Genomic DNA, 24225 nt, shown 5'->3' with positions numbered 1-24225 from the left:
CCTGGAGGACGCATCTGGTAGCCCGTCGCTTACGCTTCGGGACTGGGCAGAGGAGGCCGTGCGGGGTTGACGCACGGCCCACGGCGCTTTAGATTTTCGCGAAGCCCTCGGGGGTTTGCTTGGCGCGCCGATTGGCCGCCAGGTGCTCCAGGATGAGGAAGACCGTCTCGATGCTCTCCGTGCCGGCTTCCGCTGCAATGGTTTCCACGGATTTGACAGAGGGCGCTAGCGCCAACAGGATCCTCTTCTGGAGATCGAGCACGGTGGCCGCGGCCTTCTTGCCCGCCTCGACTCCGGGTTGGTGATAGGCGTTGATGTTGACCAGCGAGGCGTAGAAGCCGACGGCGCGCTCGAAGAGCGCAATGAGGGCTCCGACGCGCGTGGCGTCGACGCGCGGGATGGTGATGGTGATGGATTGACGGTCGTTGCCGTCCAGCGCTTCGCGGGTGCCCAACAGGAAGCCGTCGAGGTAGTCGCCGGCGCGCACGCCAGCCTCGAACTCGTGGGGATCGCCGCCGTCTTCCAGGACGCGCAGGAACGTCATGAAGAAGTTGTTGACGCCGTCGCGGAGCTGCTGGACGTAGGCATGCTGATCCGTGGAGCCCTTGTTGCCATAGACGCTGATGCCCTGATCGACGCGGTTGCCATCGAGGTCGAGGCGCTTGCCGAGCGATTCCATGACCAGTTGCTGCAGGTAGCGGCTGAAGAGCAGCAGGCGGTCCTTGTAGGGCAGGACGACCATGTCCTTCAGGCCTTTGCCGCCGGTGGCGGAGTGCCACATCAGCGCCAGGAGCGCGGCTGGATTCTGGGCCGTCACGGTGGAACGCGTCTGGGCGTCGACAGCTGACGCGCCGGCCAGGATGGCATCGATGTCGAGGCCTTGCAGGGCGGCGGCCAGCAGGCCGACGGCTGAGAGTTCGGAGGTGCGTCCGCCGACCCAGTCGAACATGGCAAAGCGCTGTAGCCACTTGTGGTCGAGGGCATGACGATCGAGCTTGGAGCCCGGCATCGTGATGGCCACCGCATGGTCAGCGAAGTTGAGGCCGGCGCGGCGGAAGGCGCTCTCGGCGAGGACCATGCCGTTGTAAGTCTCGGGCGTGCCACCGGACTTCGAGATGACGAGGACGAGGGTCTTGTCGAGCCGACCGGCGAGGCCGCTCAAGACGCGTTCGATGCCTTCGGGGTCCGTGTTGTCGAAGAAGTGGACGCGCATCTTATCGGTGGCGGGGTGTCCGAGTGCGTCGGCCACGAACATGGGGCCGAGGGCGGAGCCGCCGATGCCTATCGAAAGAACGTCCGTGTGTGCGCCCAGTTGATGGACGCGGGCCGCGAATTCCCTGATGGCGGACAGGGTGGATTCGATCTCGGCGCGCAGCTCGGGCTGCGGAGCCAGCGAGGGGGTGCGGAGCCAGTAGTGGCCCACCATGCGCTGCTCATCCGGGTTGGCGATGGCGCCGGCCTCGAGGGCCGACATGGCCGAATAGGCCTTCTGGATGGCGGGCTCCATCTGGGCCAGCCACGCATCGTCAAAGCGGATGCGGCTGATGTCGAGCTTCAAATCCACGGCTGGAACGCCGCTGAGGTACTTCTGGTACCGCTGCCAATGATCTAGTTGAGTCACGTTCCTATTTTCTCCCAGCCGACTAGACAAGCCCCTTCAGCGAATCCCGCAAGATCTTCCTGTTGAGGCTATAGTACGCCGTCTGCGCCTCTTTGCGCTTGCCCACGACTCCGGCGTCGACGAGGATGCGGGCATGGTGGCAGAGCAGGGCCAAGCTGACGCCCAGCGTCTCGGCCGCGGCGGAGCTGGACATCTCGGTTTCGGCGAGAAGCGCCTGGACGAAGCGCAGCCGGATGGGGTCGCCGACCGCGGCCAGGATCTTCGCCGTTCGTTCGGTATCGAGAGTGGCCTTCACGCCCCCAGGATACTGCTTAGGGGCGGTCAGTTCAAGTACTCATTTATTCAAATGAATACTTGACTACGCCCCCAACTCCCCTTTACACTGCGGTCATGAGCGAACCAGTTCTCTTTTCACCTCTCACGTTGAGGGGGCTGACGCTGCCCAATCGCGTGGCGGTGTCCCCCATGTGCCAGTATTCCGCAGCCGACGGTTTCGCCAACGACTGGCACCTGGTGAACGCGGGCTCGCGCGCCGTGGGTGGCGCGGGCCTGTTCATTGTGGAGGCTACGGGTGTGGAGGCGCGGGGCCGCATTTCGCCGGGCGACCTGGGCATCTGGACGGACGAGCATATCGCGCCGTTGCGCCGCATCGCCGACTTCCTGCATACGCAGGGCACGGCCGCCGGCATTCAACTGGCGCACGCGGGCCGCAAGGCGAGTTGCAACCTGCCCTGGCTCGGTGGCAAGCAGTTGAGTCTCGACAATGGCGGCTGGCCGACCGTGGCGCCCAGCGCGATCCCGTTCGCCGAGGGCGAGCGTCCGCCGGCTGAGCTGACGAAGGCCGAGCTTGTGGAACTGGTTTCGAAGTTCACGGACGCGACCCGCCGCGCGCTCGAGGCCGGCTTCGACGTCGTTGAGATTCACGGGGCGCACGGCTACCTGTTGAGCGAGTTCCTTTCGCCGCTGGCCAACCACCGCACGGACGAGTACGGCGGATCCTTCGAGAACCGGACGCGCTTCCCGCTGGAGATCACCGACGCCGTGCGCGCCGCCTGGCCGGCCGACAAGCCGCTGTTCTACCGCATCACCTCCACTGATTGGGCGGAGGGGGGCTGGACCGCCGACGATACCGTCCGCTTCGCCGCCATCCTCAAGCAGCACGGGGTCGACCTGCTGGATTGCTCCTCCGGCGGCACGGTCGCCCACGCCAAGATTCCCGTTGCCCCGGGTTACCAGGTGCAATTCGCCGACCGCGTCCGCAACGAAGCCGGGCTGGCTACCGGAGCCGTGGGCTTCATTACCGAGGCCGCGCAGGCGGAGGCGATTCTCGCCGAGGGCAAGGCGGATCTCGTCCTGCTGGCGCGTGAGATGCTGCGCGAGCCTTACTGGGCGATCCTGGCCGCCAAGCAACTGGGCGCCACGCCGCGCGTCCCGCCGCAATACCAGCGCGCGCTGTAACCGCTGGTCCACCCGCGAGACCGTTCGTCACAAACAGGGCGGCCGCACCGCATTGCGCTGGCATGCTGGCATCACGATGATGCTCACCACACTAGCCGTTGCGATGCTGGCCGCCGCGCCGGCTTTCCATGTCGACGTCGTAGCTCCTGCTCCGGAGAAGCCCAAGATGATCCTCATCCCGGGCCTGCAGTCCGCTGGAGCCGTCTGGGATACGACCGTCGCCCACTACAAAGACCGCTATGAATGCCACGTGCTCACACTGGCCGGTTTTGCCGGGCAGCCGCCGCTGCCGGCAGCCACTCCACTCCTCTCCACCGTTCGCGAACAGCTCGCCGCCTACATCCGCGAAAAACACCTCGTCAAGCCGGTCATTGTCGGCCATAGCCTGGGCGGCTTTCTGGCGCTGTGGATGGCTGAGTCCGAGCCGGGACTCACTGGCCCCATTGTGATTGTCGACTCCCTGCCCTTCCTGCCGGCCGCCTGGATGCCCGGCGCGACCGTCGAGACCATGAAGCCCCAGGCGGATCAGATGAAGGGCATGATCGCGGGCATGACCAGTGAGGCCTGGAGCAACTACCAGAAGCACAATCCCGCCATCGACACCATGATCAGCGGCGACGAGGGCAAGGCCAAGGCCACCGAATGGGGGCTGCAATCGGACCCCAGCACGGTCGCACGCGGGATGGCCGAACTGTTTCAAACGGACCTGCGCTCCGATGTTTCGAAGGTGAAGGTGCCGGCGCTGGTCCTGGCGGCCCTCAAAGGCTATCCGGAATCGGCCGCCAAAAACTACTCGGCGCAGTATACGGCGCTTTCCGGAGTAAAAATCGTGCCGTTCCCGGACTCGAAGCACTTCATCATGTTCGACCAGCCTGCGAAGATGATGGAGGCAATGGACGAGTTCCTGAAAGGCACAAAGTAAGCGATGTACTCGGCGCGCACCTACTGGCTGTGCCAGATCCTGGGCTGGACGGCGTGGACCATCGCCAACGGCGCGGTGTACGGCGCCTACACGGGCAACCGCCAGCCGTCGCAAATGTTCGCCACGGTCTGGTTCGGCCTGGCCGGATTCCTGGGCTCGCACTGCCTGCGGCTCTGGATCCGGCGCGCCGGCTGGGTCGCGCTGCCGATCCTGCCCGGCGCCGCACGCGCCCTGGGCGCGGCCATTGTCACCTCTACCGGTGTCACCCTGGCGAGCCTCGTGGTGATGATCTATGTCTTCCACTTCCTCACCTGGGAGATCACACGGTTCACGGGCTACGTCGTCAACATCCTGTTCTGGACCGCGGTCTTCTCGCTATGGCTCGCCCTCTACTTTGGAGCCCACTACTTCGCCCGTTCGCGACGCGCGGAACTGCACGCCCTGCAACTGGACCTCACCGCCCGGGAGGCCAGCTTCCTGGCCCTGCGCGCCCAGCTCAACCCGCACTTCCTGTTCAACTGCCTGAACTCGATCCGCGCGCTCATCTCCGAAGACCCGCCGCGCGCGCAACATGCGGTCACCATGCTCTCTTCCCTGCTCCGCTACACGCTGCAGTCCGGCGAGCGGGCCGACGTGCCGCTCTCGGAAGAGTTGGACATGGTCGACGAATACCTGGCTTTGGAACTCATCCGTTTTGAAGACCGCCTCAAGGTCCAACGCGACATTCCGCCCGCCGCTCTCGCGGCCCGCCTGCCACCCATGCTGCTGCAGACCCTGGTCGAGAACGCCTTGAAACACGGCATCGCACGCCAGACGTCGGGCGGCACGGTGAGTATCGCAGCGGCGCTGGACCACGGCCGGCTGGAACTGCGCGTCGCGAATCCGGGGACGCTGGCACCCGAGCCCGGGGCTACGGGCATCGGCCTCGAGAATGCCCGGCGCCGCCTGAACCTGCGTTATGGCGATCGGGCCATTCTGGAAGTCTCCCAACAAACCTCGCCGGAAGGACCCGTGGTGCTGGCCACGGTCAGCGTCCCCCAATGAAAGCCATCCTTGTCGACGACGAACGCCTGGCGCGCATGGAACTGCGGCGCCTGTTGGCCGCCCACCCCGAGATCGAGATCGTGGCGGAGACCGCCAATGCGGAAGAGGCCGAGATCCTGATCGGCAGCCTCGAACCGGACGTGCTCTTCCTCGACGTACAGATGCCGGGCCGCTCGGGCTTCGATCTGCTGGCCTCGCTGGACAGGGCTCCGCATACGATTTTCGTCACCGCGTACGACGAGTACGCCCTGCGCGCCTTCGAGTTCAGCGCCGTCGACTATCTGCTGAAGCCGGTCGCGCCGGAGCGACTCGCCACCGCCCTGATCCGGCTGAAGTCCGCCGGGCCGCAAGCGGAGACCGCCGCCACGCGCATCCCCGCCACGCAGCAGATTTTCGTGCGCGATGGCGAACGCTGCTGGTTCGTGCGCCTCTCCGACATCGCCCTGTTCGAGAGCGAAGGCAACTACACGCGCCTCTACTTCGCCGCGAACCGGCCGCTGATCCTACGCTCGCTGTCCTACCTGGAAGCCCGCCTGGATCCCGAGATCTTCTTCCGCACCTCCCGCCGGCATATCGTGAACCTGCGCCTGCTCGACACGATCACGCCCAGCATCGACGGTGGCTACGACCTGAAGCTGGTCACCGGCCAGCAGGTAGAGATGTCCCGCCGCCGGGCCCAGGAGTTCCGGGAGAAGATGTCGATTTAGCGGCCGCCCGTGCGCCATTCGTCGCCCGAAAGCGACGGCTCGTCCCGCGGAGCGGCGACGAAGTGCTCCGGGTGCGCTACATTGACCGCAGATTCTCATGTTGAAGTGGCTGCTGCGCCGATCGATGACACCGAGCGACATTCTGCCGACCTGCCTGCGCAGCGCCCTGGCCGGAGCGTTGTTCGGCCCGCTGGTGGGTGTCTTCCTGCATTGGGTGATGGGGCGGCCCTGGGATCCGGTGTTGTCCGCTCCCGTGCCCTGGGTCCTGCGGACCGTCGCCGCCGGCTCCCTATACTCGCTGAGCTTCTACGTCATCTCGGGCATGCCCTGGGTCTTCCTGCGCACGTGGGCGCGCAGCCTCTCGTTCGGTTTGCGCAGGGTGGTGGGCGTCACGATCTCCGCGTCGAGCGGCGCTCTGTTCGCGCTGGTCTCGATTGGGATCACGCGCCTGCTGTGGGGTGTCCAACTTGTTCCGAATGAGTGGATCACCCGGCTGCTCGCGCTGGAAGCCTCGGCCGTCGTCATTATCGGGATCTTTATGGGCACGTATCACGAAATGCGGATCCAAGCCGAATTGCGGGAACGCAAACTGGCCGAGGCGGCGGCGCGCGCCCAGGTGTACGCATTGCAGGCGCAAATTGCGCCGCACTTCTTCTTCAATGCGCTGAACTCCATCTCGTCCCTGGTCTCATCCGACCCCGCCGCCGCGCAGCAGATGATTGGGCGCCTGGCGGAGATCTTCCGCTATACGTTCACCTCGGGCCGGGCGCCGATGGTCACGCTGGAGAAGGAACTGGCCTTCGTCCGCGAGTATCTGCTGCTGGAGAAGTTTCGCTACCGCAACCGGCTGCGGTTCACGCTCGACCCGGCCGGTGCGGCCGCGGCCCAGCGCCTGCCGGCACTCACGCTGCAGCCGCTGGTGGAGAACGCCATCCGGCACGGCATCGCGCGGCGCATGGATGGAGGCGAGATCCGGATGGAGATCAAGGCCGTGGCCGAGTCCGTGCGCATCGAGGTCTGGAATCAGTTCGATCCGGGGGACGGGCCGCCGGACCTGCGGACGGAGACCATCTTCCGCGAGAATCACGCGCTGGCCAACATCCGGCAGAGGCTCCAACTGTCCTATGGCGACCAGGCGGCTATTGCCTTGCAGCAGGCTCGGGTGGACTGGACGCTGGTGACGCTCACGCTGCCGCGCCAGGAGGAGGGGGCCGATGCGCATCCTGGTAGTTGACGACGAGCCGCTGGCTCGCGAGATCGTGATCCGCCACCTGGCGGCGGAGACCGATGTGGAAGTAGCGGGCGAGGCAGCCAATGGGCTGGAGGCGCTGGAGCAGATTGCCGCGCTAGAGCCCGACGCGGTCTTCCTCGACATCGAGATGCCGGGCCTGAATGGGTTTGAAGTCGTCGCCAGCCTGGCTAGGCCGCCGTGGATCGTCTTCGTCACCGCGTTCGATGAATACGCGATCCAGGCGTTTGAGGCGCATGCGGTCGACTACCTGCTTAAGCCGGTGCAGGCGGAGCGGGTGGCGCGCTGTGTCGCCCGGCTCAGGACCTTTGTGGGCCGGGCTGAGGGCGTGCCGAACGAGGTACTGAGGCAGTTGATCCGCGAAGTGCGGCCCGCCGGACCGCGCCGCATTGCGGTCAAGCAGGGCAATCGCATCGCACTGGTGAGCCCGCGCGAGATCATCCACATCTCAGCGGAGGAAAAGCAGGTATTCGTGCAGACCGCGCGGCAGCGTTACTCGGTGGACAAGACCGTCACGGAGTTGGAGGAGTGCCTGGATGGCAGCGGCTTCTTCCGGATCAACCGTGGCGACCTGGTGAACCTGGAGCACGTGCGGGAGCTGATGCCCTGGTTTTCCGGCGCGTGGCGCGTAGTGATGTCGAACGGGACGGAACTGGACGTGAGCCGCGACCGGGCGCGGCACCTGAAGCGGGAGCTGCAGCTCTAGCCGGGCGCTGGCCGCCAACCTAGCCGTTCATCTGCGCTTCGACGTCTTCCGCCGGAGCTTCGTAGTAGAGGATGCGGCGGCAGTTCTCGCAGAAGTTGATGGTGGTGCTGAGCTTCACTTCCTGGTAGAACTGCGGGCGCAGGGCCATCATGCACATCTGGCACAGCCCGTCCTTGGCCTGGGCAATGACGTCACCGTTCTTGTAGTAGCGGGTCCGCAGGCGGTCGTAGATGGTCAGGACGTCGGCAGGCAGGGTCTTGGCGACCTCGGCACGTTCGGCGCCCAGCTTCTTCAACTCCTGCTGGTCGGCATCCGTGCGGGTTTTCGCCTTGGCCTTCTGGGCTTCGACTACCTTGCGTTCCTGCGCCAGGGCGGCTTCGGCCTTTTTGACGTTCTGATCCAGCGACTCCGAGGCGCCCATGAGTTCGAGGATCTGGTCCTCGCACTTACGGATCGAGGCTTCCGCAAACTCGATCTCGTTCTGGAAGGCGCGGTACTGATCGTTGGTCTTCGCGCCCAGCATCTGGTCGCGGAGCTTGGATATTTTCTGTTGGTGGCTGGTGATGTCGGTGTCCAGCTTCTTGCGGTCGCGCTGATTGGCGGCCAGGGCCGCCTTGTCGAGTTCCAGGCGCTTGTTGTGCGCCTCGAGTGCTTTCTCGATCTGCGCGATCTGTTTCGGCAGCGTAGCGATCTCGCGCTGCAATTCAGACATCCGCAGGTCTAACACCTGCAATCGCAGCGCCGAACCCAGATCCTTGTTCATCAGTTAGATAGTTTAGCATTCAGCGCCGAGAACCGACGCAGAATGGGGCCGCCCAGGGCGCGGGTGGCCATTTCCAGCTCTTCCACCTTCATCGACCGGCAGGTGTAATAGAGCACGGCGAGCGCCAGGGGAATCGACACGGCGAGATCGACCAGCCGCCCGAAGACGCGGGTGCCGAGCCAGCCCGTGATCACCGTGCTGGAGACCCAGACGACACTGGCCATCAGCAGGGAGGCGACGCTGACCTTGACGATGACCGTGCGCAACCGGCGCCCGTGCATGCCGCCGATGCGGATCATCATCACCCAGAACAGCAGCAGGAAACTCAAGAGGGCGACACAGGAGGTGGAAAGCGCAAGGCCGGCATGGCCCAGGTGCGCTCCGCGGATCAGGCCGACGGCGAGGATTGCGTTCACTGCGATGGAGCCAACGCTCACCAGCATCGGGGTGCGGGCATCCTTCAAAGCGTAGAAAGCGGGTGTCAGGATCTTGACGGCCGAGTAGCCGGCCAAGCCGATGGCGTAGCAGGCGAGGGCGACGGCGGTCTGGTGCGTATCGTAGGCTTCGAAGCGGCGGCCTTCGTAGATGGCGCCGACGATGGAGGGTCCCAGGATCATCAAGCCGACCGAAGCCGGCACGGTGAGCAGGAAGACCAGCCCGAGAGACCGGGCGAGCGTCTCGCGGAATTCGTCCATATCGCCCGAGGCGGCGCTGCGGCCGATGGCGGGTAAAGTGGCCGTGGCGATGGCGACCCCGAACAGGCCGAGCGGCAGTTGCATGAACCGGAAGGCGCAGCTCAGCCAGGTGGTAGCTCCATCCACGCCGCGGACCGGGTCGACGATGCTGGCCGCGAAAAAGCTGTTCACCAGCACGTTCACCTGGACACTGGCGTTGCCGATGATGGCCGGACCCATCAGGCGGAAGATCTGGCGCAGCCCGGGATGGTTGAAGTCAAAGGCGAAGCGGAACCCGAAACCGGAACGGATCAGGCTCGGCACCTGCCAGAAGAGCTGCAGGGCTCCCCCGATGACGACGCCGTAGGCCATCCCCTCGATCTTCGTGATGCCCAGCCGCGGTCCGGCCCAGAAACCGAGCATCAGGCCGGAGGCCACACTGCCGACGTTGAACCAGGTGGAAGAGAGCGCCGGGACCGCAAACTGGTTGCAGGAGTTCAGGATGCCCATCGCCTGGGCCGCGAGGGCCACCAGCATCAGGAACGGGAACATGATCTGGGTGAGCTTGATCGCCTGGGCTGTCTTCTCAGGCGCGGTGGCCGCCCAGTTGTGAGTGAGCATCGTAATCAGCCAGGGGCTGAAGAAGATGCCGAAGATGCAGAAGGCGCCCACGAACAGGATGATGGCGCTGGCCACCAGATTGGCCAGGTGCGCGGCTTCTTTCTTGTCGCCTTTCTGAAGATAGTCGACGAAGGTCGGCACAAAGGCGGACGAGAGCGCCCCCTCGGCGAACAGGTCGCGCGTGAGGTTGGGGATGCGGAAGCCGATGACAAACGCATCGGCGGAAGGGCCGGCGCCGAAGAGACGAGCCATCACACCTTCGCGCACCAGGCCGGCAATGCGGCTCAGGAGGACGGCGAAGGAGGCGATCCCAGCACTTTTGAAGACCTTTTCTGACTGCGATGACAAGACTTCCATTGTATCCGTTGCGGCCGGTGTTTCTGAATCTCTATGGGGGTTGCGGCTGTGAAGTGGCGCTGATTGCGGGGGTTCTGGTCCTGCTCGAGGCTGTCTCGGAGTGGAAAGGCCGTGGCGGCAGCGCGCCTTTGACCTGGGTCGACGATTCGGCAGAAACGTTTTGGCCGGGCATTCCGTCATCCAAGAGGACCAGATTCAAGGAGTTCCATGCAGGACCTTCTCTTCTCGCTACGCGCCATGCGGCGCAACCCGGCGCCCGCGGTGGTGGCCGTTCTGGTGTTGGCCCTCGGCATGGGCGCCAACACGGCGATGTTCAGCGTTGTCAATGCGGTGCTGCTGAATTCGGCTCCGCTGAAGAGCCTGCGGGCACCGGACCGGCTCGTCATGCTTTGGGAAAAGAACCCGGCGATGATGGAGATGATCGCCAACCGGATGCCGCCCGCCCTGGCGAACGTGCGGGCCTGGAAGGAAGGGGCGCAATCGTTCGAGGAGATCCGCGCGTTCCTGCCCATGGAGTGCGCGATCTCCGCTCCCGGCGCCGAAGCCCGGCCCACCCGGGTGGAGTGCGGAGCGATCGAACAGGGTTTCTTCCAGTTGCTCGGCGTGCAGCCGGCGGTGGGCCGGATGTTTACACCGGCTGAGATGAAGACCACTGTCCTGATGAGCGGGGCCGCTTACCGGACACGGTTCGGGAACGACATGAACCTGACGGGCAAGAGCCTGCGGATCGACGGGGTCGACCGGGCCGTGATCGGGGTCATGCCGGACTCGTTTGCGCTGCCGGGTACCTATGAGGGGTCTGAGCAGAAGAAGCCGGAGGTCTGGCTGCCGCTGGACCTGGCGGCGGCCCAGGGCGAGCAGGCGCTTTGGGGCCGCAGCTACAGCGTGTTTGCGCGGCTGAAGCAGGGCGTCACCCTGGGCCGGGCGCGTGCCGAGATGGACGTCATCGCGGCCCGCCTCGAGAAGGAATATCCCGATACGGATCATGGGTTTGGCGTAAACGTGTATCCCGTCACCGAGGAGGATGCCGGGCCCGAACTGAGGCAAGGCATCCTGGTGCTGCAGGCGGCCGTTGGGTTCGTGCTGCTGATTGCCTGCGCAAACATGGCGAACCTGCTGCTGGCTCGGGCTGTGGCCCGGGAGCGGGAGATCGGGATCCGGCTGGCCCTGGGTGCGCAGCGCGGCCGGATCATCCGCCTGATGCTGACCGAGAGTCTGCTCTTGAGCTTCCTGGGCGGGCTGTTGGGCTTGCTGCTGGCCTACTGGGGCCTGGACCTGATCTCGGCACTGGCGCCCAAGGACACACATGGGTTCCATGAGTTGCGCCTGGATCCCTGGGTGCTGCTCTTCACTCTGGGTATCTCTATCGGCACCGGGGTGTTGTTCGGCCTGGCGCCGGCGTGGCACGCCGCCCGGCGCGACCTGACGGAACCGATTGGGCGGGGTGGGCGGACTGCCGGTTCGGGTCCGCAATGGCTGAGGAACACGATGGTCTCCGTGGAGGTAGCGCTGGCCCTGGTGCTGTTGATCGGGGCCGGACTGATGATCCGGACGCTCAGCCACCTGATGCATGTGGATCCGGGGTTCCAGCCGGCTCACCTGCTGACCCTGAAATTGGAAGGCACGACGGTGAAGGATTTCGGCAACCGATTGCTGGAGCGGGTGAAGGAATTGCCGGGGGTCGAGCGGGCCAGTATCTCCAGCTCCATGCCGATGCAGCATGTAGAGCAGACCAACTACCGGCTGGAGGGCGACGATCCGAAGTCGCGGACGCTGCGCATGGCCTGCCGCAGCGCGGTGAGTGAGACGTTCTTCGAGACCCTGGGGATTCCGTTCCGATATGGCCGAACTTTTAGCCGGCAGGAGTCCGAAGCGAAACAGCCGGCGGCGATTGTGATCAGCGAGACCTTCGCCAGGCTGCACTGGCCCAATCAGGATCCGGTCGGCCGGACGGTGATGTTGCCCACTGGCGGTAAGGAAGACGCCCGGTTGATGATTGTCGGGGTAGTGGGCGACACCCACCAGATGGGCCCGGACTCGACGGTGCTGCCGGAGATGTATACTCCGTCACGGCAGTTTACCGATATGATCCTGGCCGTCAGGACCCGGTCGGACGTGGGTGCAATGAAGGCGTCCATGGAGAGGGTGGTGTGGGGGATTGATCCGAAACTGCCGCTGCAACCGGCCCGCTCGATGGAGAAAGTACTTTATGAATGGCCTGCAAATCGCAGATTCTATATGGCTATTCTTGTCAGCTTCGCGGGGCTCGCACTGCTGCTGGCCGCCCTGGGACTGTATGGGGTCTTGTCCTACGTAGTGAACCTGCGGACGAGCGAACTGGGGATCCGCATCGCACTGGGCGCCACGACCAGGGATATCCTGACGCTGGTTTTGCGGCAGGGGCTAGTCCTGACCCTGGCCGGGACGGCGGCCGGACTGGGCGTCTCGTTCGTGATTACCCGGCTGATGGAGAGCCTGCTCTACGGAGTGAAGCCGCTGGATCCCCAGACGTTCACGGCGGTGCCCGCTGCTTTGATCGTGGTCGCCCTGGCTGCTTGCTATCTTCCGGCGCGCCGCGCGGCTCGTGTGGATCCGATGCTGGCTTTGCGCAGTGAATGAAACCGGAAAGACGGCGTAAGATGTGTAAGACAGATGCTGACTCCGATCCTGATCCCCGCTTATGAGGCGGATCCCGAGTTGCAGGAGACCGTTACCGCCCTGCGCCGCATGGGGTTTACGCGCATTGTTGTCGTCGACGATGGCAGCCGGCTTCCGAAGTCGTTACTCCTTCTAAATCAGCTAGATGGAGTTCATCTTCTCAAGCATGCAGTGAACCTTGGAAAGGGCGCGGCGCTCAAGACCGGACTGAACCATATCCTGCTCACGTGGCCGGATGCGTCGGGCGTGGTGACGGCGGATGCGGACGGCCAGCATTCGCCGGAGGACATCGCCGCGGTGGCAGCCAAGCTGAGGAGCAACCCCGGCAACCTCATACTGGGGAGCCGCCAGTTTCGGGGCAAGGTCCCGTGGCGCAGCAAGGTTGGCAATCGAATCAGCGCCACATTGGTCAAGTTGCTCGTGGGCACCCGGCTGACGGACACGCAAACCGGACTGCGGGGGATTCCCCTGGCGCTCGCGGGCCAGCTGCTGAAACTGCCGTCCAACGGGTATGAGTTTGAACTGGATATGCTGCTGGCGGCCAAGCACCGCGGAGTGCCTACGCTGGAGCTTCCAATCCGCACCATCTACCTCAATAGTAATTCCTCGTCCCACTTCGATCCGCTTTGGGACTCGATGCGGATCTATCTGGTGCTGATGCGGTTCACGCTCGCCTCAGTATTCACTGCTGTCATCGATAATGCCGTATTTGCCGTTGCTTACAATGGCTCTCATAATATTCTACTTTCACAACTAATCGGCCGGTCTGTGGCTGTGCTCTTCAATTACGCGGCTGCGCGGAAGGCGGTATTCCTGTCCCGGGGTCCGCATAAGGACACCCTTCCGAAGTACCTGCTGCTGGTGACGGCGAACGCGGCCATCTCCTACGTACTGATCACGCTGATCCACGACCGGTTCCAGGCGGGCGTGGTGGCGATCAAAGTTGCCGTGGAAGCTGCACTTTTCCTGGCTAGTTTCCTGATTCAACGGGACTTGATCTTCAGCCGCAAGCAAGGCGAGGCAACGGACTGGACCAGCTACTATGAGTCCGTCCCGCCGACCGCAAAGCTGACCCGGAAGTACAGCGGCGGTGCTTTGGTGCGGATGATGCGCTCGGCGGGCGTGAGCCAGGGAGCGCACTTCGTGGAGATCGGCGGGGCAAACAGCTGCTTCTACGACCGGCTGGCCGAGGAGTTCCGTCCGTCGTGCTATGAAGTGATCGATACGAACCGGCACGGTTTGGATTTGCTGGGGCGCCGGGCCTCAGCCAAAGTGGAACTCAGGCAGGAGAGCGTGCTTGAACTGAGCGTGGATCCGCGGGCGGATGTGGTGTTCAGCGCCGGGCTGGTGGAGCATTTCGACCGGGAGGGGACACGCCGGGCGATTGAGGCACATTTCGACCAGGCACGCCCCGGCGGCACCGTGATCATCACTTTTCCTACTCCGACATTACTTTATAGAATCACTCGCAAGCTTCTGGAAGTATTTGGCTTATGGAAGTTTCCAGATGAGCGGGCCTTGTTGCAGGAGGAGGTCCGCCAGGTGGCGCTGGGCCGGGGTGAGGTTCTGGAGGAGCGGATTCTGTGGCCGTTGATCCTGACACAGGGCGTGGTGGTCGTGCGGAAGCGGCCAGTGGAACGGCTTGACGGTGAGGGTTCATCGGTCCCGGTCGCGGCTCGCACCGGAGTGCTGCCGCGACCATAGGACGATAGGCTACGCGCCGTACTTCTCGAAGAAGTGGGCGACGGTGCGGATGCCAAGGTAGAAGTTGTCGAGCTTGAACTTCTCATTGGGCGAGTGGAGGCCGTCGTCGGGCAACCCTAACCCCATCATCACGGTGGGGATTCCCAGATGGTGGGCGAAATCGCCGACGATCGGCACGGAGCCGCCGGAGCGGATGAACACGGTGTCGGCGTTCATGATGTCTTTGAACGCGACCGCAGCCTGGTGGATGGCGGGGTGTTCGGGGTTCACGATGACGGCCGGTCCGCCGCTGAGTTTGCGGACTTTGGTCTGAATACCGGCGGGGGTGTTATCGGCCACCCACTGCTCGAAGGCGGCGTACATCTGGTCAGGATCCTGGTCAGGCACCATGCGCATGCTGACTTTGGCGGTGGCTGTGGCGGGGATGACGGTTTTGGCACCGGCTCCGGTGAAGCCGCCGGCGATGCCGTGGACCTCGAGAGTGGGCCGGGACCAGACGCGTTCGAGGACCATACGATCGGCTTCGCCCGTGAGGCGGCTGGCTCCGACTTCCTTCTTGAGGAACTCCGCTTCGGAGAACGGCAGGGACTTCCAACTGGCGATTTCGGCGGGGGCGGGTTCGGCTACCTGGTCGTAGAAGCCGGGGATCTGGATGCGCCCGCCGGCATCCTTAGCCTTGGCCAGGAGTTCAATGAGGCCGTAGACGGCGTTGGGGGCCGCTCCTCCGTAGAGGCCGGAGTGGAGGTCGCGCATCGGGCCGGTGGCTTCGACTTCCATGTAGATGAGGCCGCGCAACCCGATGCAGAGAGTGGGGATCCCCTCGGCATACAGGGCGGTGTCGGAGACCAGGGCTACATCGGCTTTCAGCTTAGCGGGATTGGCGGCAACGTACTTGGTGATGCTGGCTCCGCCGACCTCTTCCTCGCCCTCGATCAGAAACTTCACATTGATGGGCAGTTTTCCGTAAACGGCAAAGAGGGCCTCCACCGCCTTGACGTGCATGTACATCTGGCCCTTGTCGTCGGCCGAGCCGCGGGCGTAGAGGTTGCCGTCGCGAACGGTGGGTTCGAAGGGCGGGGTGTGCCAGAGTTCCAGTGGATCGGGCGGCTGGACGTCGTAGTGGCCATAGCAGAGTACGGTGGGTTTGCCGGGGGCATGGAGCCAATCGGCGTACACCAGAGGATGCCGTTCAGTGGGGATGATCTCGACATTCTCGAGTCCGGCGGTTTTGAGGCTGGACGCCACAAACTCGGCGGCGGCGGCCACGTCGGAGACGTGCTCCGGTGAAGTGGAAATCGAGGGGATGCGAAGGAACTGGTTCAGTTCCTCAAGGAAGCGGCCGGAGTTGGAGCTGACGAACGAGTCGATTGCCTGGGACATGGATTTCCTCTGTGGACCCCTCCATTATTGACCGGAGCGGGAGGGCTCTGAGGACCGGCGCTTAGAGACCGGGCCAGGCGGCGGAGCCCCAGAAGCCGGCGACCGCGACCATAGACACGAGCAGCATCATCAGGAGTAGCGCGGCGTGGGTGCGGCTTGGGGGATTACGGTGGTTGGCGTGCCGGAAACGGGCGATGGTGACCAGACCATAGGCGAGTGCGAGGATTGGCAGGTAGGCCAGCGACTCGCGGGTCAGCCAGGCGAAGGTTCTCGGTTTGCTTGAAGCAAGAACGGCCAGGCACATCGCGATCACCATGATGACGTTCTTGGTGTGGGCGCGATCCGGGGCGGGCTGGGGATCAGGCAGATTGAGCGGCACGGCGACGGGCGCGCAGACTGCCGGGTCCGTCAGGTCGATGTCCGGATTGCCGGAATCCAGCCCTTCCGACCACTCGGAAACCGGGAAGTCGTGTTGGCTCATGCCGTGGGCCTCGCGGGTAACGGGCGTTCAGTCGTTCGCATGGGTTTCCCTGCCCGGACGGTGGTGCTCGCCGTGGGGGTGTCAGTTCAGGAATCGGATGATGCGGTGATGTTCTGTATGGGGAGCTTCAGTTCGTGGGCGGGATTCGTGAAACGGGCGACACGGGTATAGAAGGCTCCTTGGCTTCGGGCATTGAAGAGGCGCTGACAGAGGGCCGCGCTGTTGCACTTGTGGAGCTATTCGGTGGCTCCTCCGCTCCCTCACGGTCGCGGCTCAATGCGGCTTCGGCCGCTTGGGGACTCGCGAGGTCAGGCCAGGCGGCCGATGCGGGGGCCGGGCAGGAGGATGCCGATGAGGTTGAGGGGATCCGGGGTGGTGAGGTCGACGGGGCCTGCCGCGTCCGCCTCCCGGCGCACGGCCCGCATCAGGTCCAGTGCCTCCGGGCGGGCGAACTGTTCTCCGGTGAAGCCGTCGATGAAGCGGCCGCCCCGGATCTGGCCTTGCGCTTCCAGCTTGCGGAGGACGGGCAGGAGTTCGCGCCATGGCGGGGCTCCCGTTTCGCGGGCGAGGAGGTCGCGGATCAGGACTCCCCAGCGGAGCAGGAGTTGTTCCGCCCATTTCTGAATGCGCTCGGCGGGATCGCCGGGGGTGCGCTGGACGAGCGCCCAGCGGCCAGCGGAGTGACGGGGCCGGGCGTGGCGGCCTCGGCCTTCGCCCCGGCGGCGCTTGGGATCGATGATCGAACGCAGGTTTTCGAAGCCGTCAGCGGTGACGAGGCCGGCGGCTACGAGTTCCCAGAGCGCGTCTTCCACTTCACTGGCGAGGTGGCGGGTGGTGCGGACCAGATCCGTGAAGAAGAGGGCCTTCTCGCTGCGGAGAAGCTCGAGGACATCGCGGGCGGGGTGGGAGAGGGACTCGGAGCTGGATTCCGTTTCATGACGGCTCAGCAGCCACTCGGAGTCGTCGCGCAGCATCATGGCGATGGGGGCGAGCTTGGTGGGGCGGATGCGGCGACCCTCCTCCTCCAGCGCAGGGTGCGGAGAGACGCGGGCCCAGGTGACGTCACCGGAGAGACAGAGGTCGTCGAGCAGCTCGGGCTCATAGTTCGCGATGCGGCGCGGGAGGAGATGAGACTCCCAGACCGACGCGGCGGCTTCGTAACCCTGCAGTTGGCGGATGACTTCGAAGAGTCCGTCCGCGCCGTGGAGCTGGGTGCCGGGCGCGACGTGCTGCCATTTCGCGAGGAAGGCGTGGAACTGCTGGGCGGTGACGGGGGCGATCTCGCGGCGCAGGCGGCCGAGGGTGGTGCGGTGGATGCGGGCGAGGACGCGGCGGTTGCACCACTCGAGCTCGGAGGCCGCCGGTTGAGAGAAGTGGCCGCTGAGCACCTGGCCTTCGAACTCCAGCCGGGCCATGGCGCTTTCGATATCGCCGAACGGGAAGGCCAGGGTTTCGGAAAGGACTCTGAGAGTGGACGGCCCGGTGGATTCCATCCAGCCCCGCAGGATGGACAGGATGTCGCCGGCGGCTTCCAGCTTTTCCGTGGGGACCCAGAAGGGGCGGCCGTTGCGGTGATGGGTGGAGGCGCGGCCGGTTTGCTCGAGCTGCTGGTAGAAGTGGGTCCACTTCGGCTCGGGCGGCATGGTGATGAGGGTGAGCAGCGCGTCGTGCAACTCGTCGGCATCGCGGACATCGGGCCAGCTTTCGGCGGCAACCTGGGCGATGGCGGCGGGGTCGAGGATGCCTGTGCCGTCAGTGAGGTCGGTGCGCAGGGTCTGACGGAGCTGGACGGCGCGGGCGCGGCGCTCTTCCAGAGGCGCGTCGTCGAGGAACGCGTAGGGGTTGGCGTTGAGGATCTCGTGGGAGAAGACGGAGGGGGCCGGGAGGTCCAGGACCACCGTTCGGATGTCACCCTTCTCAATGGCGGCGAGGACATCGATGAGGCGATCGAGGTCCATGGCTTCGTGGAGACAGTTGTCGATGGTTTCGTTGACCAGTGGATGGTCTGGGATCTGAATGGGTCCGGTGAGGTTCTCGGCGCAGGCGACCTGATCCGGGAAGACGGCGGCCAGCAGGTCTTCGGAACGCATGCGCTGGATGGGCGGCGGAACGCGTTTGCCGCCATTGAAGCGGAGGATGGCCAGGGCGCGGGAGGCGTTCCAGCGCCAGCGCGCTCCGAACATGGGGGCGTCGAGCAGGGCCTGGGTGAGGACGTCGCGGGCCGTTGCTGCCTTGAGGAACTGGAAGATGAGCTCCAGGGGAAAGGCGTGGCGGTCACTCAGGGAGATGACGATGCCATTGTCGGTGGCGGCGGCCTGGAGTTCGAAGTTGAAGGTGCGGCAGAAACGCTTGCGGAGGGCGAGGCCCCAGGCGCGATTGACGCGGGATCCGAAGGGGGCGTGGAGGATGAGTTGCATGCCTCCGGATTCGTCGAAGAAGCGCTCGGCCACGACGGTGTCGAGGGTGGGCAGTGCACCGAGGCGGGCCACGCCTTCGCGGACGTAGGCGATGGCCTGGATGGCTCCGGCGGCGTTCATCCCGCATTCGGCGACGAGCCACTCCGCCCCGCCGGGTTGGAGCAGGCGCTGGCGCAGGCGGGAGACGGCGGCGGAGAGTTCAGCGGAGCGGCCGGGGGCTTCGCCGAGCCAGAAGGGGATGGAGGGCGGGGCTCCGTGGGCGTCCTCGACGTGCACGCGGCCCTTCATGACGTGGCGGATGCGCCAGGAGTGGGTGCCGAGCAGGAAGACGTCGCCGGTGATGCTTTCGACGGCAAAGTCCTCGTCGAGGGTGCCGACGTTGGTTCCGTCCGGTTCGGCCACGACGGTGTAGAGGGAGTTCTCGGGGATGGCGCCGCCGGAGGTGATGGCCGCGAGACGGGCTCCGCGGCGGCCTCGGATCCAGCCGTTCACCTGATCGCGATGGAGCAGGGCTCCGCTGCGGCCACGGGCGGTGGCGATGCCTTCAGAGGACATTTCGACGACGGCGTCGAAGGTGGCACGGTCGAGGTCGCGGTAGGGGTAGGCGGAGCGGACGAGGTCGAAGAGGTCGTCGGTGCGCCAGGGTTGGGCCGCTGTTTCGGCGATGATCTGCTGGGCCAGGATGTCGAGGGGGTTGCGCGGGATTTCGACGCGTTCGAGGTCGCCGGATCGGATGGCGTGGATGATGGCGGCGCACTCGATGAGGTCGTCGCGGGTGGAGGGGATGAAGATGCCCGCCGGCCTGGCGCCGACCCAATGGCCGGAGCGGCCGATCCGCTGGAGGGCTACGGCGATGGAGCGTGTGGAGCCGATGAGGATGGCAAGGTCGACCGTGCCGATGTCGATGCCGAGTTCGAGGGAAGCGGTGGCGACCACGGCGCGCAGCTCGCCGGCTTTCAAGCGGGACTCGGCGTCGAGGCGGAGCGTGCGGGAGAGGCTGCCATGGTGTGGCAGGACGACGTTCTCGCCCAGGCGTTCAGAGAGGGCATGGGCAATGCGTTCGGAGAGGCGGCGGGTGTTGACGAAGACGAGGGTGGTGCGGTGCGCGCGAATGTGGGCGGCGATGCGGTCGTAGATCTCGGCCCACATCTCGCTGGTGGCGACGGCGCCGAGTTCGTCGTCGGGGACCTCGATGGAGAGATCCATCTCGCGCCGATGGCCGACATCGACGATGGAGACGTGGGGCGAGAGGAAGCGGGCGACCTCCTCGATGGGGCTGACTGTGGCGGAGAGGCCGACACGCTGCGGCGGTTTGGCGCAGAGGGCATTGAGGCGGGCGAGGGTGAGCGCGAGATGCGAGCCGCGCTTGTCGCCGACAATGGCGTGGATCTCGTCAACGATCACTGTGGTGACGGTGGTGAGGAACTTCCGGGGGCGGTCGGCTGTGAGGAGGATGTAGAGCGACTCGGGCGTGGTGACGAGGATGTGCGGAGCGTGCTTCGTCATGCGCTGGCGCTCGGCGGCGGGGGTATCTCCGGTGCGAATGGCCGTGCGGATGGGGGCCAGGGCGATGCCCTTCTCTTTCGCGAGCGCCGCGATCTGGGCTAGCGGGAGTTCGAGGTTCTTGTGGACGTCGTTGGAGAGAGCTTTCAGGGGCGAGACGTAGACGACCTGGGTCTCGTTGGGGAGGTCGCCCAGGCGGGCGGCGCGGATGAGACGGTCGATGGCTAGCAGGAAGGCGGCGAGCGTCTTGCCGGAGCCGGTGGGGGCGGCTACGAGGACGTCGCGGCCGGCGGAGATTTCGGGCCAGGCGTTGACCTGGGGCGCGGTGGGTTGCTGGAAACGCGCGGCGAACCACTCCTGCACCAGGGGGTCGAAACCAGAGAGGGGTGAGGGACGGATGAGCACCTCGGTGCTCCTATTATCGCAGGCGCCGGCTTGGCAGGCCGGACCGGGCGGGCAGAGCGGATGGTTTCTTCGCCTCATGTTTGCGGTTCATTCGGGAAAGTTGCGCGCTGGCCAGGGTGGGGGGACGGATTCATGGACCCTTTTTCAACGGTGGTCCCATCTATGAAAGTAAGATTCCCGCGGACATCCAGAATACTTCGATGCCTGCGGAGATGCTCGAAGGAATGGCAGTGGAATGCGCGTGGTTGCCCCGTGGGTGACGATCGACCCAGATCGCCCCATCCCAGAAGCACCACTGAATAGTTCCGAGCCCACAAGGGGGGCCCATGTCCGATACGGTTCAGCAGGTGGAGTACTTCCACATATCGATTCCCAACAAGCCGGGTGAGGCTGCGCATGTCCTGGACGTGTTGAGCCAGGCGGGGGTCAACATGATGGGCTTCTGCGGATTCCCGCGCGGAGCCCGTCAGTCCCAACTGGATTTCATTGCGGAAGACTCGAGTGCATTGAGGCGTGCGGCGGAGAGCCATGGCCTGGCGCTGAGCGACGGCAAGCAGGCGTTCGTGATCCGCGGCAAGGACCGGCCGGGCGCAATTGCAGCAGTGCTGGATGCGCTGGCGCAGGAGAAGATCAAGGTCACGTCGATCCAGGCCGTGAGTTCGGGCGAGGGCTCGTATGGCGCATTGCTGTGGGTGCGGGCGCCGGATGTCGATCGAGCGGCGGCGGCTTTGGCGGCTCTGCCTGCCATAGCGAATCGGGGGATCGTGGACATCGTCGACCTGGCGTCGGACGAGTCGTTCCCGGCGAGCGACCCACCACCATGGACGTAAAGGAAGCGACGGCCCAGCATGCCGAATGACCGGATGGAACGCGATGAGATGGGGGCGGTGCATGTCCCCGCGGAGGCACTGTATGGCGCGCAGACGCAACGCGCGGTGGAGAATTTCCCAATCAGCGGAATGAGGCTCGGCCGAGAGTTCATTCGCGGATTGGGGCTGATCAAGAAGGCATCGGCTGTCGCCAATGCGCGATTGGGTGCGTTGGAGCCGGAGATCGCCTCGGCGATTGGACAGTCGGCGAAAGAAGTGATCGAAGGCCGGCACGATGACCACTTCGTGGTGGACGTGTTTCAAACGGGCAGCGGGACCTCGACGAATATGAACGCGAACGAGGTGATTGCGCGCCTGGCCTCGAAGGCGAGTGGACGCGAGATTCACCCGAACGATCATGTGAACCGGAGCCAGTCCAGCAACGATGTGATGCCGAGCGTGCTGCACCTCGCGGCGGTGGAGATGCTGGAGCAGCAGTTGTCGCCCGCCATGCGCCGGCTGGAAGAGGCGCTGAGGAGCAAAGCCAGGGAGTTCGCGGGCATCGTCAAGATCGGCCGGACGCATTTGCAGGACGCAGTACCGCTGTATCTCGGCGATGAATTCGGCGGGTATGCCCGGCAGGTGGAGGCCGCCCACGAGAGGATCCGCTGGTCTGGCCAGGCGCTGCTGGAGTTACCCCTGGGCGGGACGGCTGTCGGAACCCGTATCAACGCACCGCGCGATTTCGGCGGCGTTGCCGCCCAACTGCTGTCGGCGTGGACGGGGCATGCATTCCGGGAGGCTGAGAACCATTTTGAAGCGCAGGCCGCGCGCGAGGGTGTGGCCATGCTGGCGGGAGCCTTGAAGACGTACGCGATCGGCTTGACGAAGATCGCGAACGATCTCAGGCTGCTGGCCAGCGGGCCGCGTTGCGGTCTGGGGGAGATCCGGTTGCCGGCGATTCAGCCCGGGTCCAGCATCATGCCGGGCAAAGTGAACCCGGTGATCCTGGAAAGCACCTTGATGGTGTGCGCCCAGGTGATGGGCTATGAAACGGCGGTGACGTGGTGTTGCGCGGGCGGCCAGTTGGAACTGAATGCGATGTTGCCTTTGATGGCTTTCGACCTGCTGGAGATGATCCGACTGCTGGCGGCCGCGTCTCGGAACCTGGCGGAGCGCTGTGTGGAAGGGATCCAGGCGAACCGCGAGACGATCGCCCATATGACCGAACAGTCGTACGCCCTGGCTACGGCGCTGAGCCCGGCGATTGGCCATGCGGCGGCCGCGGCGATCGCGCAGGAGGCGGAAGAGAGCGGGAGCACTGTGCGCGAGGTGGCGAGAAAGCGCTCCGGGCTCTCAGAGGAACGGCTGAACGAGCTGCTGGACCTGCGGCGGTTGGCCGACGGCGGCTAGCAGCCTGGGGCGGAAGTCGCGCAGCCGCGTTCGCACCGTCGCCGGTCAGGAAATGGAAGCTCAAAAGCGATTCCGAAGCCGCTCCGGAGAGAGTCGCATTGTTTCAGGTGGGCGGCTGGCGCCGGAGCGAACCCGAAGGGCGACAAGGGGATGCGGCCCATTGCAGTGTCGAGCCGGCCTCCGAGTGGCCGGCACTAGTTCGGCCTGCTCTTCGCGCCCTGGGCTCGCAATCCCTTGCCGCGCGGCTAGCGGGACTTCCGCCACAGACTGCTAGGGCAGCGTTTGCAGCTTCAAGTTGCGGAAGGTGATCTCGTAGCCCTCTGCTTCCAAGCCGATGTAGCCGCGGCGCATGCCGACTCCGGTTAGTTCATTCACGACTTCGCCGTTGACGGAGAGGGTGATGCGGTCGCCCTCAGCGCGGATCAGAAAGTGGTTCCACTCGCCGGCCGGCTTGACGCGATTCTCTTTCATCTGCGCTTTCAAGTTGAAGCTCTTCAGGCCGCCATCGGCGAAGTTCTGTCCAAAGAGGTAGGCGCCGGCGAGGCCGGTCTGGGCCTGGTACCAGATTTCGCCCTGCTTGGAGAGGCGGATGCCGATGCCGCTGTTGTACTTCGTCTCGCCGTCCTTGGGGGTGAAGCGCCAGTCGGCTTCGAGGACGAAATCAGAGAGCTCCTTATCGTAGCGGAGCCATTCGTGGCCGCCTTCGCCGGTGCAGATGAGGGTTTTGGCGGCGGTGTCGACGCGCCATTGGATTTTGGGATTGACGCCGGAGATGGCCGGAATGGGGATGCGGCTCCAGCCCTGCAGGTTTTCGGCGGGCAGGAGGTCGACGGGGTCGGCGGCCCGGACGGGCGCGATCGCGAATGCAAGAAGAATAGAAACAGCTATGCATGTCTTCATTTGAGGAACCGTTGGTACGATATCACGGGCCAGGGGGCGGCGTGGAGGGCGCCCGGTGGAGGACACGACTTTGCCGGCTGCCGGCTTACTGCCGTGCGCGGTTCGCAGCGCGGTAGGGACGACTTCCTGACGGTCGTGGTTCGTTGCGGCTTCCTTCGCTTCGGCGGCCTGGAGGGCCTACGGGACTTGGTGGAAGACGCGCGGGTAGCCCGTCACTTACGTTCCGGGACTGGGGCTGGGGGTAGCCCGTCACTTACGTTCCGGGAGTGGGGTTGGAGGGCGGCGGCGTGGGCCCTCCGGGACTGGGACTGGCGTGCGCCCTGGCGGCCGGCAAGAGACTCCCCGGAATGGAGATTGAGGTGAGGTTGTCAAAGATCTGGTCCGGAGGGGGAGAGTCCGGTTGGCTTCGATTCGTCGAGTCGCGGCGCCCCTG

At 65.0% G+C, this 24225-nt stretch carries 18 protein-coding genes; 10 read left to right on the top strand and 8 right to left on the bottom strand.

Features of this window, described 5'->3' with window-relative positions:
* Nucleotides 1-88 precede the first annotated feature (88 nt).
* Together IRI77_RS00705 and IRI77_RS00700 are read right to left on the bottom strand one after the other, a co-directional pair.
* Complete coding sequence (locus tag IRI77_RS00705; RefSeq protein ID WP_194450180.1) at nucleotides 89-1621, bottom strand: glucose-6-phosphate isomerase; 1533 nt, start codon at nucleotides 1619-1621, stop codon at nucleotides 89-91.
* Nucleotides 1622-1643: 22 nt separating this feature from the next.
* Complete coding sequence (locus IRI77_RS00700; RefSeq protein WP_228486539.1) at nucleotides 1644-1916, bottom strand: ArsR/SmtB family transcription factor; 273 nt, start codon at nucleotides 1914-1916, stop codon at nucleotides 1644-1646.
* A gap of 95 nt (nucleotides 1917-2011) precedes the next feature.
* Between IRI77_RS00700 and IRI77_RS00695 the strand changes: the two genes are divergently transcribed.
* The 6 genes from IRI77_RS00695 (at nucleotide 2012) to IRI77_RS00670 (ending at nucleotide 7707) form a co-directional block, all read left to right on the top strand.
* Complete coding sequence (locus IRI77_RS00695; RefSeq protein ID WP_194450179.1) at nucleotides 2012-3079, top strand: NADH:flavin oxidoreductase/NADH oxidase; 1068 nt, start codon at nucleotides 2012-2014, stop codon at nucleotides 3077-3079.
* Nucleotides 3080-3131: 52 nt separating this feature from the next.
* Entirely contained in the window at nucleotides 3132-4001 is an 870-nt protein-coding gene (locus IRI77_RS00690) for an alpha/beta fold hydrolase (protein WP_194450178.1), read from the top strand.
* Nucleotides 4002-4004: 3 nt separating this feature from the next.
* The gene (locus IRI77_RS00685) at nucleotides 4005-5045 is read left to right on the top strand and encodes a sensor histidine kinase (protein ID WP_194450177.1); all 1041 of its coding nucleotides are present in this window, start codon (nucleotides 4005-4007) and stop codon (nucleotides 5043-5045) included.
* Nucleotides 5042-5752 (top strand): LytR/AlgR family response regulator transcription factor, encoded by a 711-nt coding sequence (locus tag IRI77_RS00680; RefSeq protein WP_194450176.1) that lies wholly within the window; start codon nucleotides 5042-5044, stop codon nucleotides 5750-5752. The genes IRI77_RS00685 and IRI77_RS00680 overlap by 4 nt, the downstream gene beginning before the upstream one ends.
* Nucleotides 5753-5849: 97 nt before the next feature.
* Nucleotides 5850-6986 carry a sensor histidine kinase gene (locus tag IRI77_RS00675; protein ID WP_194450175.1) on the top strand — a complete coding sequence of 379 codons (1137 nt, stop codon included), beginning with the start codon at nucleotides 5850-5852 and terminating at the stop codon, nucleotides 6984-6986.
* Complete coding sequence (locus IRI77_RS00670; protein WP_194450174.1) at nucleotides 6967-7707, top strand: LytR/AlgR family response regulator transcription factor; 741 nt, start codon at nucleotides 6967-6969, stop codon at nucleotides 7705-7707. The genes IRI77_RS00675 and IRI77_RS00670 overlap by 20 nt, the downstream gene beginning before the upstream one ends.
* A gap of 19 nt (nucleotides 7708-7726) precedes the next feature.
* On the opposite strand, the gene IRI77_RS00665 is transcribed toward IRI77_RS00670, so the two are convergent.
* Together IRI77_RS00665 and murJ are read right to left on the bottom strand one after the other, a co-directional pair.
* A complete protein-coding gene (locus tag IRI77_RS00665) occupies nucleotides 7727-8470 on the bottom strand; it encodes a zinc ribbon domain-containing protein (protein WP_194450173.1) in 744 nt (247 codons plus the stop codon).
* Complete coding sequence (murJ, locus tag IRI77_RS00660) at nucleotides 8470-10122, bottom strand: murein biosynthesis integral membrane protein MurJ (RefSeq protein ID WP_194450172.1); 1653 nt, start codon at nucleotides 10120-10122, stop codon at nucleotides 8470-8472. The genes IRI77_RS00665 and murJ overlap by 1 nt, the downstream gene beginning before the upstream one ends.
* Before the next feature lie 207 nt (nucleotides 10123-10329).
* Between murJ and IRI77_RS00655 the strand changes: the two genes are divergently transcribed.
* A complete protein-coding gene (locus IRI77_RS00655) occupies nucleotides 10330-12741 on the top strand; it encodes an ABC transporter permease (protein ID WP_194450171.1) in 2412 nt (803 codons plus the stop codon).
* A 33-nt stretch (nucleotides 12742-12774) separates the two neighbouring features.
* Entirely contained in the window at nucleotides 12775-14484 is a 1710-nt protein-coding gene (locus IRI77_RS00650) for a glycosyltransferase (protein ID WP_194450170.1), read from the top strand.
* Nucleotides 14485-14493: 9 nt separating this feature from the next.
* Here IRI77_RS00650 and IRI77_RS00645 read toward each other — a convergent pair whose 3' ends face one another.
* The 3 genes from IRI77_RS00645 to IRI77_RS00635 form a co-directional block, all read right to left on the bottom strand.
* Entirely contained in the window at nucleotides 14494-15864 is a 1371-nt protein-coding gene (locus tag IRI77_RS00645) for a dipeptidase (RefSeq protein ID WP_194450169.1), read from the bottom strand.
* A 61-nt stretch (nucleotides 15865-15925) separates the two neighbouring features.
* Nucleotides 15926-16345, bottom strand: a complete 420-nt coding sequence (locus IRI77_RS00640; protein ID WP_194450168.1) for a hypothetical protein — start codon at nucleotides 16343-16345, stop codon at nucleotides 15926-15928.
* A 308-nt stretch (nucleotides 16346-16653) separates the two neighbouring features.
* Entirely contained in the window at nucleotides 16654-20670 is a 4017-nt protein-coding gene (locus IRI77_RS00635; RefSeq protein ID WP_228486538.1) for a DEAD/DEAH box helicase, read from the bottom strand.
* Between the two features lie 326 nt (nucleotides 20671-20996).
* On the opposite strand from IRI77_RS00635, the gene IRI77_RS00630 reads away from it, so the two are divergent.
* Together IRI77_RS00630 and IRI77_RS00625 are read left to right on the top strand one after the other, a co-directional pair.
* A complete protein-coding gene (locus IRI77_RS00630) occupies nucleotides 20997-21500 on the top strand; it encodes an ACT domain-containing protein (protein WP_194450166.1) in 504 nt (167 codons plus the stop codon).
* 18 nt (nucleotides 21501-21518) lie between these two features.
* A complete protein-coding gene (locus IRI77_RS00625) occupies nucleotides 21519-22892 on the top strand; it encodes a class II fumarate hydratase (protein ID WP_194450165.1) in 1374 nt (457 codons plus the stop codon).
* Nucleotides 22893-23162: 270 nt separating this feature from the next.
* On the opposite strand, the gene IRI77_RS00620 is transcribed toward IRI77_RS00625, so the two are convergent.
* On the bottom strand, nucleotides 23163-23792 hold the full coding sequence (locus IRI77_RS00620; protein WP_194450164.1) for a 3-keto-disaccharide hydrolase: 630 nt from the start codon (nucleotides 23790-23792) through the stop codon (nucleotides 23163-23165).
* Nucleotides 23793-24225: the final 433 nt, after the last annotated feature.

The organism is Paludibaculum fermentans (genome assembly GCF_015277775.1).
Classification (GTDB): domain Bacteria; phylum Acidobacteriota; class Terriglobia; order Bryobacterales; family Bryobacteraceae; genus Paludibaculum; species Paludibaculum fermentans.
The sequence above is the reverse complement of the archived record's forward strand: the minus strand, read 5'-3'. Positions and strand labels throughout refer to the sequence as shown.